A 12,866-nucleotide genomic window follows, 5' to 3' on the forward strand; every position below is an offset into this window, starting at 1 on the left:
TTCTTGAAACTATAGATAAATAAAATACATACACGTATATATTATAAATACCAATTTGTCCGATATTAATAAAGAGACTACAATAAAAATTATATGTTGAGGAAAATGAAAACTTAAGGAGGAAGCAACATGGAGTTAGTAAAAGAATTGCCTGAGATTTTCGAAGAATTTGCAGAGCAGAGGCAGAAATCATTTTTGGTCATGAAAGAGGTAAAAGATAAGGGGATTCCAGTAATTGGCGCGTATTGTACATATTTTCCACAGGAAATTGCCATGGCTATGGGAGCTGTAACAGTCGGACTTTGTTCCACATCTGATGAGACAATCCCGGTTGCAGAAAAAGATCTTCCAAAGAACCTTTGCCCGATGGTAAAAGCAAGTTATGGTTTTGCTGTAACTGACAAATGTCCATTTTTCTATTTTTCAGATGTGGTTGTCGGGGAAACAACTTGCGATGGAAAGAAAAAAATGTACGAGTTAATGAAAGAATTTAAAAATGTGTATATTATGGAACTTCCAAATACGCAGAACGAATCAGCATTAGAACTTTGGAAAAAAGAGATTATACGATTCAAAGAATATCTTGAAGAGACATTTAACACAACAATCACAGAAGAACAGGTTCGCCATGCAGTTCATGTTGCTAACCAGGGACGGCTGGCACTTCGCAGGTTTTACGAGACAATGAAAAATGATCCGGCGCCAATGGAAGGTTCCAAGCTTTTTAATGTTCTTTATGGAAGCCAGTTCAAATTTGATAAAGAAGCAATGCCGGCAGAAATTGATGCACTGACAGAAAAAATCATGAAAGAATACAAAGAAGGAGAAAAGCCAGAGAGACGAAAGAGAATTCTCCTGACAGGCTGCCCAAGCAGCGGTGCTCCGATGAAGGTTGTAAAAGCAATTGAAGAAAATGGTGGAAATGTCGTTGTATATGAGAATTGTGGCGGTGCGAAGTCAGTGGATCGCCTGATTGATGAAGATGCAGAAGACATTTATCAGGCAATAGCAGAACGTTATCTGGCAATTGGCTGTTCTGTCATGACTCCAGACACGAATCGTTATGAATTGTTGGAAAGATTGCTTGACGAGTATCAGGTAGAAGGAGTTGTTGAGATGACCCTTCAGGCCTGTCATACATATAACATTGAGGCAAAGAGCATCGAGAAGCGTGTAAAAGAAAAAGGACTTCCTTATATTCATATCGAAACAGACTACTCACAGGCAGATGTAGGACAGCTTGATACACGAATCGCAGCATTCCTTGAGATGATTTAAGGATACTACGAACATAAAAGAGTAGCATTTGCAGACTAAAAAAGGTCCACCGGACCTTTTTGTCGTATGCTTGGCAACAAAAAGCAGGTAACTTAGTGTTATCTGCTTTTGTCATGTCGGAAAGTGTGTTATTATATCAGATATGAGATGGCTCTCGCCTTTGCAGATGGCGAGCAAAAAATCCGAGGCATTTTTGAACACATTTTTGAACAAAAGTTGTTCTATTGTCAGACCGATAAAAGGAGAGATTAGCATGCGAAAAAAAGAACTGGCTCTGGAAGTAATCCGTCGCCTGAAAGAAGAATATCCGGATGCGGATTGTACATTAGATTATGATGAAGCTTGGAAGCTTCTTGTCAGTGTACGTCTGGCAGCCCAGTGTACAGATGCGAGGGTCAATGTAGTCGTAGAAGATCTCTATGCAAAATTTCCAGATGTAAATGCACTTGCAGATGCGCCGGTGGAGGAGATAGAAGAGATCGTAAGACCGTGTGGACTTGGAAAAAGTAAAGCAAGAGACATCAGTGCATGCATGAAGATACTTCGGGATGAATATAATGGAAAAGTCCCAGATGATTTTGACAAATTATTAAAGCTCCCGGGAGTGGGAAGAAAGAGCGCGAATCTGATTATGGGGGATGTGTTCGGCAAGCCGGCAATTGTTACAGATACGCATTGCATCAGATTATGTAATCGAATCGGACTTGTAGACAAGATGAAAGATCCGAAAAAAGTAGAGATGGCATTGTGGAAGATTATACCACCAGAAGAAGGAAACAGCTTCTGCCACAGACTGGTTAACCATGGAAGAGAAGTATGTACAGCCAGAACAAAACCTTATTGCGATAAATGCTGCCTCCAGGACATTTGTAAGAAAGTGGATGTAAAATAATATGGCAAATGTAATAGATATGTTAGATGAATTACAGAACCGGGCGTTAAAAGAACCAGAACTTAAGGAACGGCTTAAGAACACAAAGAAGGAAAAAGAACCGCTTAGTGCATTTTGCAGAGTCTGTCAGGAGCTGGGATATGAAATTTATGAAATGGATATTATTTGCGCAGGAGAGGAATTCCATGCTGCTATGAAAAGAAGTACGAATGGTGGGGGAGAAAATTCACCAATGCTTGCCGGAGAAGATGATTTTTACGAATTATTTATGGCAAATTTGAAATAAGAAATGGAGAATTGTAGATGATAGGAACTGGAAGGATACATGTATATTACGGAGACGGAAAAGGAAAAACGACAGCGGCTATGGGATTAGTGCTGCGTGCGGCAGGAAGTGGTCTGGATGTTCTGATGTTCCAGTTTTTAAAAGACAACTCTTCCAGTGAACGTGTTATTTTGGAGCAGATCCCGAATGTGACCTGTCTGCCGGGAAAAGATCGTGTGAAGTTCGTTAGCAAGATGAATGCAGACGAAAAAGCAAGATTAAAGCATTATAACAATAAAGCACTGGATGAGATTATAAAATTTTGCGGTCCATTTGATGTACTGGTACTGGACGAAATATTATGTGCAGTGCAGCTGGGCGTATTAAGTGAAGAAAAGCTTGTTGAATTTCTGGAGCACAAACCACGTGGTCTGGAAATTGTGCTGACCGGTCATGTTGTCTCAGATAAAGTGCTGGAGCTTGCTGATTATGTAACCGAGATCCGAAAAGTCAAACATCCATATGATCAGGGAATTACAGCAAGAGAAGGAATTGAATATTAAGAAAAACCAGTGGATATCATAGAGGGGAGTCTTCAGCCCCGAATATCATTTATTAAGTTTTCGTGAACAGACCCACAAGTGAAGTGGAGTGTGTTATAATAAACAAGTACGAATTTTTCTCTTCAATATGGAGAGGAGAAGTGAAATATGGATCGTGTAATAAAGAATTATGAAGATGTCGATAGTTGGAAAACGGTTATGTTCTTATACCAGTCGGCATTAAAAGAAGTCGGAACAAAACTGGAGATATTGAATGATGAATTTCAACATGTTCATCAGTATAATCCGATTGAACATATTAAGACAAGAGTAAAGACAGCAGAGAGTATCGTAAAGAAACTGAAACGTTACGGATATGAGACTTCCATAGAGAATATGGTAAAGTATATCAACGATATTGCAGGTGTGCGGCTCATTTGTTCCTTTACATCAGACATTTATCGTCTTGCAGAGATGATTGGTAATCAGAGCGACTTGAAGGTTCTGTCCATCAAAGATTATATCAAGAACCCGAAAGAAAGTGGATATAAGAGTTATCATATGCTGGTGTCTGTGCCGATTTTCTTGTCTGACAGTGTTGTTGATACAAAAGTTGAGATACAGATTCGGACCATTGCCATGGATTTCTGGGCAAGTCTGGAACATAAGATATATTATAAATTTGAGGGAAATGCACCGGATTACATCAGCCGGGAGTTGCGGGAATGTGCGGAGATGGTATCTTCGTTAGATGACAAGATGTTGTCACTCAACGAGGCAATCCAGACGTGTGTCCTGGAGCAGGAAGAGAAAGAAAATCGTACGAATGAAGAAAGTCTGAGTTAATATACTCAGGCTTTCTTTTGGGAAAGTGCTACTTTCAGGAAATAATTGGGAAAGGGAAATATATGAAATATCAGAATATCCGAGTAGGACATTTTATCAGCCGTCCGAACCGATTTATTGCAAAAATAGAGATTGAAGGCGCAGAAGAGACAGTTCATGTAAAGAATACCGGACGATGTGCGGAACTGCTGGTACCAGGGGCAGAAGTCTATGTCCAGGACAGCCAGCAGGAAGCCGAAGACTGGTTGTCAGATAATGAATTTTTACAAGGTGAAATGCAGACGGCGGTTAGTTCAAAATCTACGAATATTGGGAAAAAACGTAAGACGCGCTGGGACTTGATTGCTGTAAGAAAAGGGGATAGGCTGATTAATATGGACTCCCAGATCCCCAATAAAATCGTAAAAGAATGGCTGGAACAGGAAAAATGGAATCACAATCTGCACAACCAGAGTGATCGAATTCATGGTATCACAAAAATTCAGCCGGAGTACACATATGGAAAATCAAGGATCGATCTCTATGTAGAAGCCCAGAATCGAAAAGTTTTGATTGAAGTCAAAGGTGTAACATTAGAAGAAAATGGTGTTGTGCGATTTCCGGATGCCCCAAGCGAGCGCGCGGTAAAGCATGTCCATGAACTAAAAGAAGCATTAAAAAAAGGTTACGAATGCTATGTGTTTTTTGTAATACAAATGTCTGGCGTGCGTTATTTTACGCCGAACATGGACACACATCCGGAATTTAAAGAAGCACTTAAAGAGGCAGCAGAAGCCGGAGTACATGTAGTTGCTTACGATTGTTCGGTCAGAGAAGATGAAATCCGGATACAAGATCCAGTCCCGGTAATATTAGAAAACCCGGAATTGTATGAACTGAGCCAGGTGCTGGTACCATGGTATCAAAAAGCACGAAGAGATCTTCCATGGCGTCACACCACAGACCCATATCGAATCTGGGTTTCAGAAATAATGCTTCAGCAGACACGAGTAGAAGCAGTAAAGCGCTATTATGCAAGGTTCATGGAAGCACTTCCGAATGTAAATGCTCTGGCAAATGTTGAAGAAGACAAGCTCTTAAAATTATGGGAAGGCCTTGGATATTACAACCGTGTCCGGAATATGCAAAAAGCAGCCAGACAGATCATGGTAGATTACAATGGGACATTTCCAAAGACATATGAAGAAATTCAGTCACTCACCGGCATTGGCAATTACACTGCCGGAGCAATCAGTTCATTTTCCTTCGGACTTCCGTATCCAGCGGTAGACGGCAACGTTCTGCGCGTTATAACAAGAATCACTGCAGACGACAGCGACATCATGAAGCAAAGCACAAGAAAACAAATCGAAGAAAAACTTAAAAAAGTTATTCCAAAAGATTGCGCAGGAGATTTTAACCAGGGACTCATTGAACTCGGCGCAATTGTGTGCGTTCCAAATGGAGAACCCAAATGCGAAGAATGTCCGGCAGCACCATTTTGCCAGGCAAGAATACAAGGAAAAATCCAGGAACTTCCAGTAAAAGAAAAAGCAAAAGCAAGACGAATCGAAAAAAAGACAGTGTTCATCTTGCGAGATGAAGATAAGATTGCTATTTGCAAACGACCAGCAAAAGGACTTCTGGCAGGACTTTACGAACTCCCGAACATAGAAGAACACTTGAACAAAAAAGAGATAACACAGTATTGCAAAGAGATTGGACTCATGCCGATTCACATAAAAAAATTGCCCGCAGCAAAACACATTTTCAGCCACATCGAATGGCAGATGATCGGATATGATATACGCGTAGACGAATTGGAAAAAACAAACAACAAGAAATATCTTTTCATTCACCCAGAAGAAATTCAAAAAGAGTATCCCATCCCGTCAGCGTTCGAAAAGTATATGAAATTGATATAATTTTAATTGGGGACGGGGTTTTTTCAAAAAAACCCCGTCCCCAATTAAAATTTAACCTGTCCCAATTAAAATTGTCTTAATTGTACAAAAAAATCGTATTCCTTTTTCAAGGAATACGATTTGAGGTTACATATATTTAAGATCCATGTGTGAATCCTGATTATAATCTTCCGCCATTTTCGCGCATATTAATATATTCTGCAACGGAACGGTCAAAACTGCTGATGTGGCGATAGAACCACTTTACTACATGTTCTTCTACCTTCTGAACGAATGCATCGGAAGGACCTTCTTCTTCCTGGAGCATCTCATTCAACTCTTGAATCGTCTGTTTGAATTCTTCGTGTTTTGCATGGTGTTTGTCGTAATCCGGATAACAGACTTCTTTCTGAAGTGCTTCTTCATCGCCAAAGTGTGTGTCTGTGTACTTGGCAAGGTAGTCTAACATCTTTATTGCACTTATTTTTCCTTCGCCTGCTTCACAACTGTCGAGGAGTTTGTTGATTCGATCGATTAATTCTTCGTGCTGTGAATCGATTAATTCGTTTCCGGTAATCAGATCATCTGTAAATTCTGCTCTCATATTTGTTCTACCCCTTCTTTCGTGTGTATATCAAACAGGAGACATCTCCTGTTTTAACCAAATATTAAATCAATTGCTGTGAAAGTTTTGTCTCTTTCTTTTCCTGTATTGCATATACAAATGGATAAATCATACATGCCATTGCGAGGGCAGCAATCACATCTGTGATGGAATGCTGTTTCAAAAATACTGTAGAGAAAATAATCAAAATTCCAAGTACATAGGAACCAATCTGAACTCCGCGGTGCTTTTTCAGGGATGTGCTGTGGGCAATTGCTGCCATAGCTCCGATGGAGTTATAAACGTGAATACTCGGCAGCACATTGGTCGGGGTATCCATCGAATATATCATTCGCACCAAATCCGTGAAGATATTTTCCCGTGGAAATGTGACTGGACGCAGGTTCAGTCCATTTGGGAAAATGGTACAGACAATGAGGAAAATGGTCATACCGCTGCACAGAAATGCTGCCAGCCGGTAAAAGTCTCTGCGGTTCGTAAAGAAAAAGTATGCACCGGTTACGGCGAGAAATACGAACCATAATAAGTATGGAATAATAAAGTACTCGACAAATGGGATATAATCATCCAGTGGTGAGTGGATGAGATAGTGGATTGTCTGACGCTTTTCCAGGTAGCAGAACCATGGCATATAAATCAGACCATATAACAGAACCCATGCATGCCGGTACTTCAGAATCAACGATTTCATTTTGGATATCGCTTTCATATGAATCCCCTTTTCAAACGAATAAATCTTAATCAGGTTACGTTCTTTTGTTTCAAACGGATAAATCTTAATCAGGTTACATTCTTTTGTTTCAAACGGATTATAACATGAAATCATCTGTGCAACAAGGAAGTTCACTATTTGTTAATAATTTTTACCGGATTTTCAAAAATCTGAATATCGTATTCCTGTTTCCCCTCGTGGATAGCGTCTTTTGTGCGAAGTGTCCACACTGCGATGGTTGTTCCGGAGAAAATGCGCAGCAATGTCACCGTGAGTTTGGGCAGGTCAGTTAATTTATAAGCAATAAAGTCCGGGCGCCCAAGAAAATTACACCACAGATTTTCCACAAAGAACCGTAAAAACCAGGATACATCGGATTTCTCCTTTGTCAGTCTGGAAGATAATTGTCCTCTTAGAACTTCCGGAGCATTTTTCCGGAACCAGTACAGACCTTCGGAATTAAAGGATTCAAGAAGAAATGCGCCGTGGTAAGAGCGTAGCATTTCGTATGCTTTTTGGCAAATCTGCATGTTTCGTTCCGGAATTTTTAACTCTACAAGGAGTGGAACCTGGTCATTTACGAGTGCAAGCACATCGCGAAACAGTGGGATATGTTCTTTCGTACCAAGAAGCGTACATTTTGTCAGCTCCGCAGCAGTCAGATCCTCCGGACGTTCCGGCCGTCCGCAGACACGTTTCAGGTTATCGTCGTGGAAGACGACCAGCTCACCGTCGCGTGTCAGATGAAGATCCAGCTCAATTCCGTAATTTTTTTGAATTGCGGCGCGAAAAGCTGACATGGAATTTTCCGGAATTCCGTGAGTCTTACTGTGAAGTCCTCTGTGGGCGAACATAATTCCATGAAATGCTTTCATGCGCTTTTGTCTGGACATTTCCGGGAAAATCGCAAAACAATATAATAATATGAAAAGAATCAACAGTATGATGACAACATGCATGAAAAAATGCCTCCTTTATTGTTTCATATCATTAAGAGAGGATGAATCGGATCCGGTCCGGCTCCAAGGCAAATGTAGCGGTGTCGGAGCGAAGATTAGCCTCACCATCTGTGTGGACAGGCAGAACCTGTACGCTTTCAATTTTAGCACTTTTGCACTGGTAGGTATAGATTCCTTTAAATTTCGTGTGCTTTCCCTTATATGCGGTCGGCAGCAGGCAGAGAATCTTGAATTTACTTAAGCCAGACACGACAATAATATCCAGCAGATCGTCTTTGGGATCCGCTTTCGGACAGAATTCAAAGCCGCCACCCTCGTATCTCTGGTTCATAGCTGCAATAAAATACACTTTTGGAAATGTAATCGGCTTTTGATCATCCAGTGTAATCCGCATGGATTTTGGATTGGAAGTCAAAAGCAAATGGAGCGCAATGGCAGTATAGGAAAGCTTCCCAAGTTTACATTTATTCAGGAAATGCTTCAGTTTCGAAGACAGATTATTGTGGTAGCACACATCTGCATCAAAACCGATTCCGGAACTGACGGCGTAGCGTTTCTCTAGTTGTGGTGTTTTCAAAAGCCCCACATTAATGTACGCGTAGTCTGTGGGATTTAAGATATGTAAGAGGGCTTTCGTCGGATCTTTTGTCAGCTTCATAGACCTGGCAAAATCATTTCCAGAGCCAATCGGGATATAAGCCAGGGTCAGCTTTGCGAGATCACGAATTCCGTTAACAACTTCGCCGATAGTGCCATCTCCGCCAAGAACGACCAGCGTATCAGCATCGGTGTCACAGATTTGCGCAGCAAGCTTGGTACCGTGTCCCGGACGTCTGGTGAAATAAATCTGATAATCGATATGTCTTTCTTTTAATATAAGTTCTAATTGTTCCCAGATCTTAAAGCCGAGGCCGGATCTGGAATTCGGATTTACGATAAATGCATACATAGTCGTTCCTCCACCTAATCTTTTGTGTTTGAATTCAAGAATGCCTCAGCATTCTTGCTGCGAGGTGCGCGTCATGCAATTGCATGACATACTTCTACTGCGCACCGCTGCAATCCTGCCGGAGGCTATATCAGCTGGGGGATTGACTCCCACCACTGATACCAGTTTTTTTCACAACCTATAGAGGTGGGAGTCATCTCCCAGCTGATATAATTCTAGTGTATCATTATATTGCCGGAATGTCCTGCTTAATATTTGAAAATCCTTGAATTCAATCATTGTTTCGTAGTGGGATCTCGATGATAGTTGTAGTTCATTTAGACCAGAAAAACAAGAGTATTTTAAAAATATAGATAAAATCTATAAGTTACCTGCTATATAATAATAAGCAATTGGATTTTTTTTGCAACCTGGACTATAATACAAACATAAAGATATTATTGTTGGCATTAAGAAATGCCATTTCCCTTCTAAAATAGAAAGAACCTTTAAGAACGCTCACTTAAAGGTTCTTTTTATGTCTGCAAATAAAGTTCACTGCAACAAAATGCTTATTTTCAATAAAATGTTTAAATGCTTTTGAAACATTTGTATTTTTCGTACAACATCAGTTGTTAGAAGACTCCATTCATATAAGATTCCAGGGAACGTTTCATATTTCCCTCAAAATCTGCGTTCCCCTCTTTCAGGCACCATTCGAAAACATTTCCAATAACGATCATACGAATATCTGTCGTGATATCCTCAATATCCTGATTCGGGGAAATGATTCCGGCACCGATACATTTCTGCAGATAATTGTGTACAGTCACGATTGGGTACGGACGTTCGGTACGGATCAATGGGTTCAGAGACTGGTTTTTCGGAGTATAATAATTCGCCATAAATTCAACGCCGAGTTCCTGGCAATAATGCACATAATTCAGGTAGACATATACAATGGCAGATTTAACTTCATCAGCACTCTTTGGTATATCAAGAAGATCTGGGTTAATATTCGGCTGCTCTTCAATATAGTAGGAAAGCAGATCATCTTTAGTCTTAAAATGATGATAAAAACTTCCGTTAGAAACGCCGGCTTCTTCACAGATATTTTTGATAGAGAGCGCTTCGTATCCGTGCTTCTGCAAAATGTGTTTTGCAGCCCGGAAGATCTTAGCTTTCGTCTCTTTTGACTTCAGTTGCTGCTTCGATAATATTTCACTCATTTTCTTAAAAATCCCTTCGGTTTGATTCTATGCGTAGTATAACATAGAAGGAGAAAATTATCAAGAAAACAGAGCAGACTCTGTTTATACACTTTTTATAGGAACTTTTTATACAAACTGCTTCTACAAAGCTTTTCTAAAAAAATGCGAAAATGTTTTTCAGCAAATATTTCAGCAAAATGTGAAAATATGTTCCAGCCAATATTTCAGCAAAATGTGAAAATATGTTTCAGCAAATATTTCAGCAAAACGTGAATACAGAATAGGAAGATGCGTTAAGGGGTGCGCCAAGGATTTTTGAAAATGTTGTAAATAAAAAGTAGTTCGAGTATAATAATGCAATATGATGCTGCTTTTTGATACAGGCATCACGATAATGGAGAAAGGATACTATATATGGATATTAATCAGAAGATAACAGAAGAACTCGGTGTGAAACTCTGGCAGGTCGAGGCAGCGGTGAAGCTGATCGACGAGGGAAACACAATTCCATTTATTGCCAGATATCGAAAAGAAGCAACCGGAACGCTGGATGATGAACAGCTCCGTAAATTATATGAAAGACTCGTTTACCTGCGCAATCTGGAAGAAAAGAAAGAACAGGTATTAGCGTCCATCGAAGAGCAGGGAAAACTTACTGAAGAACTGAAAAAGCAGATTCTGGAAGCACAGACGCAGGTTGTTGTAGAAGACCTGTATCGTCCGTATCGGCCAAAGAGACGGACTCGCGCGACCATCGCAAAAGAAAAAGGACTGGAGCCTTTGTCCACACTGATCATGCTGCAGAAGACAAAAGAGTCTTTAGAGGAAGTTGCAAAGCAATATATAAATGAAGAAAAAGGCGTGGCAAATGTACAGGAAGCGTTGGAAGGTGCCAGAGATATTATCGCTGAGAATATTTCCGATGAGGCGGATTATAGAAGCTGGATCCGGAAGCAGACGATGCAGAAAGGACATATCATTTCCAGTGCAAAAGACGAGAAGGCAGAGTCTGTTTATGAGAATTATTATGAATTCGATGAGCCGGTGAACCGTCTGGCTGGATATCGCACGCTGGCACTAAACCGTGGCGAGAAAGAAAAATTCCTGACCGTGAAAATCGAGGCACCGCAGGAGGACATTCTCCGGTATCTGGAAAAGAAAATTATCCATGGTGAAAACCTGAGTACAACACAGATTCTCAAAGAAGCAATCGAAGACAGCTACAAGCGACTCATTGCTCCGGCAATCGAGCGCGAAATCCGAGGTGAATTGACCGAAAAAGCAGAAGATGGAGCCATCGAAGTATTTGGCAAGAATTTAGAACAGCTTCTGATGCAGCCTCCAATCGTGGGACACACAGTTCTTGGCTGGGATCCGGCATTCCGTACCGGCTGCAAACTGGCTGTCGTAGACCCAACCGGAAAAGTTGTAGACACTACCGTCATTTACCCTACAGCACCGACGACACCACAGAAAATCCAGGCTGCAAAAGACACGTTAAAAAAACTCATTGCAAAATATAATATCAGCCTTATTTCCGTTGGAAACGGAACGGCTTCACGCGAGTCCGAGATGATCATTGTAGACCTTCTGAAAGAAATTCCACAGAAAGTACAGTACATCATCGTAAATGAGGCGGGAGCTTCCGTATATTCTGCAAGTAAACTTGCAACCGAAGAATTCCCGAACTTTGATGTTGGACAGAGAAGCGCAGCGTCCATCGCAAGAAGACTGCAGGACCCACTGGCAGAACTAGTAAAAATCGATCCGAAATCCATCGGAGTCGGTCAGTACCAGCACGACATGAACCAGAAAAAGTTAAATGATACATTGTCCGGAGTCGTAGAATCTTGTGTAAACCGCGTAGGCGTAGACCTGAACACAGCTTCCGCACCACTTCTTTCCTACATATCCGGCATTACCTCAGCCATAGCGAAAAATATTGTGGCATACCGGGAAGAACAAGGAAGATTCGAGACAAGAAAGCAACTCCTAAAAGTAGCAAAATTAGGACCAAAAGCATTTGAACAATGCGCCGGATTCTTACGCATTCAAAATGGAAAAAATCCACTGGACACAACAAGCGTACATCCAGAAAGCTATGAGGCAGCAGAAAAACTCCTGAAAAAACAAGGATTTACCACCGAAGATATCTGCGCCGGTAAACTGGCAGGCTTATCCCTCACCATCAAAGACTACAAAAAACTCGCAGAAGAATTGGAAATCGGAGAAATCACACTGCGCGACATCGTAAAAGAACTGGAAAAACCAGGACGCGACCCACGAGACGAGATGCCAAAACCAATCCTCCGCACAGACGTCCTGGAAATGAAAGATTTAAAAGAAGGCATGATCTTAAAAGGAACCGTCCGAAACGTAATCGACTTTGGAGCATTTGTAGACATCGGAGTCCACCAGGACGGACTTGTACACATATCCCAGATGACAAACAAAAAATTCATCAAACATCCATTAGAAGTCGTCAGCGTAGGAGACATCGTAGACGTCAAAGTCATGAGCGTAGACTTAAAGAAAAAAAGAATACAACTCACCATGAAAGATGTGTAAGTATTTAAAACAATTTAATTGGGGACGGGGTTTTTTCAAAAACAATGTCATTAAGTTAAGGATAAAATTGTAATTATTGAGGCTTTGACACTTCTTTTTTATGGATTGTCAAGGCTTCTTGTTTTTCAAGGATACTACAAGTAAGCAGCGAAAAATC

General features: G+C 40.8%; 12 protein-coding genes. 7 read left to right on the plus strand and 5 right to left on the minus strand.

Translation table 11 applies throughout. The features are described from left to right. Nucleotides 1-129 precede the first annotated feature (129 nt). From NQ560_RS02300 to mutY, 6 genes are all read left to right on the plus strand, one after another. Nucleotides 130-1,278 carry a double-cubane-cluster-containing anaerobic reductase gene (locus NQ560_RS02300; RefSeq protein WP_005332176.1) on the plus strand — a complete coding sequence of 383 codons (1,149 nt, stop codon included), beginning with the start codon at nucleotides 130-132 and terminating at the stop codon, nucleotides 1,276-1,278. A 253-nt stretch (nucleotides 1,279-1,531) separates the two neighbouring features. Then, nucleotides 1,532-2,170 carry an endonuclease III domain-containing protein gene (locus NQ560_RS02305; protein WP_005338846.1) on the plus strand — a complete coding sequence of 213 codons (639 nt, stop codon included), beginning with the start codon at nucleotides 1,532-1,534 and terminating at the stop codon, nucleotides 2,168-2,170. 1 nt (nucleotide 2,171) lies between these two features. After that, nucleotides 2,172-2,456 (plus strand): hypothetical protein, encoded by a 285-nt coding sequence (locus NQ560_RS02310; RefSeq protein WP_005332174.1) that lies wholly within the window; start codon nucleotides 2,172-2,174, stop codon nucleotides 2,454-2,456. Nucleotides 2,457-2,473: 17 nt separating this feature from the next. Next, nucleotides 2,474-2,998, plus strand: a complete 525-nt coding sequence (locus tag NQ560_RS02315; RefSeq protein WP_005332173.1) for a cob(I)yrinic acid a,c-diamide adenosyltransferase — start codon at nucleotides 2,474-2,476, stop codon at nucleotides 2,996-2,998. A gap of 147 nt (nucleotides 2,999-3,145) precedes the next feature. Then, nucleotides 3,146-3,823: a GTP pyrophosphokinase gene (locus tag NQ560_RS02320; protein WP_005332172.1), complete on the plus strand. Its 678-nt coding sequence runs from the start codon at nucleotides 3,146-3,148 to the stop codon at nucleotides 3,821-3,823. Nucleotides 3,824-3,885: 62 nt separating this feature from the next. Then, nucleotides 3,886-5,727 (plus strand): A/G-specific adenine glycosylase, encoded by a 1,842-nt coding sequence (mutY, locus tag NQ560_RS02325; RefSeq protein ID WP_040015410.1) that lies wholly within the window; start codon nucleotides 3,886-3,888, stop codon nucleotides 5,725-5,727. 160 nt (nucleotides 5,728-5,887) lie between these two features. Here the strand turns inward: mutY and NQ560_RS02330 are convergent, their stop codons facing one another. The 5 genes from NQ560_RS02330 to NQ560_RS02350 all read right to left on the minus strand — a co-directional run bounded on the left by NQ560_RS02330 (nucleotide 5,888) and on the right by NQ560_RS02350 (nucleotide 10,159). Next, nucleotides 5,888-6,310 carry a bacteriohemerythrin gene (locus tag NQ560_RS02330; RefSeq protein ID WP_005332170.1) on the minus strand — a complete coding sequence of 141 codons (423 nt, stop codon included), beginning with the start codon at nucleotides 6,308-6,310 and terminating at the stop codon, nucleotides 5,888-5,890. Between the two features lie 64 nt (nucleotides 6,311-6,374). Next, nucleotides 6,375-7,178 carry a phosphatase PAP2 family protein gene (locus tag NQ560_RS02335; RefSeq protein ID WP_005332162.1) on the minus strand — a complete coding sequence of 268 codons (804 nt, stop codon included), beginning with the start codon at nucleotides 7,176-7,178 and terminating at the stop codon, nucleotides 6,375-6,377. Continuing rightward, complete coding sequence (locus tag NQ560_RS02340) at nucleotides 7,178-8,002, minus strand: glycerophosphodiester phosphodiesterase (protein WP_005332159.1); 825 nt, start codon at nucleotides 8,000-8,002, stop codon at nucleotides 7,178-7,180. The genes NQ560_RS02335 and NQ560_RS02340 overlap by 1 nt, the downstream gene beginning before the upstream one ends. Before the next feature lie 31 nt (nucleotides 8,003-8,033). Next, a complete protein-coding gene (locus tag NQ560_RS02345) occupies nucleotides 8,034-8,951 on the minus strand; it encodes a diacylglycerol/lipid kinase family protein (RefSeq protein ID WP_005332156.1) in 918 nt (305 codons plus the stop codon). A 614-nt stretch (nucleotides 8,952-9,565) separates the two neighbouring features. Beyond that, nucleotides 9,566-10,159: a TetR/AcrR family transcriptional regulator gene (locus NQ560_RS02350; RefSeq protein WP_005332152.1), complete on the minus strand. Its 594-nt coding sequence runs from the start codon at nucleotides 10,157-10,159 to the stop codon at nucleotides 9,566-9,568. A gap of 396 nt (nucleotides 10,160-10,555) precedes the next feature. Here NQ560_RS02350 and NQ560_RS02355 point away from each other — a divergent pair, with 396 nt between their 5' ends. Further along, the gene (locus tag NQ560_RS02355) at nucleotides 10,556-12,709 is read left to right on the plus strand and encodes a Tex family protein (RefSeq protein ID WP_005332150.1); all 2,154 of its coding nucleotides are present in this window, start codon (nucleotides 10,556-10,558) and stop codon (nucleotides 12,707-12,709) included. The last annotated feature ends 157 nt before the right edge of the window (nucleotides 12,710-12,866 follow it).

Source organism: Dorea formicigenerans, from assembly GCF_025150245.1.
GTDB classification, from domain to species: domain Bacteria; phylum Bacillota; class Clostridia; order Lachnospirales; family Lachnospiraceae; genus Dorea; species Dorea formicigenerans.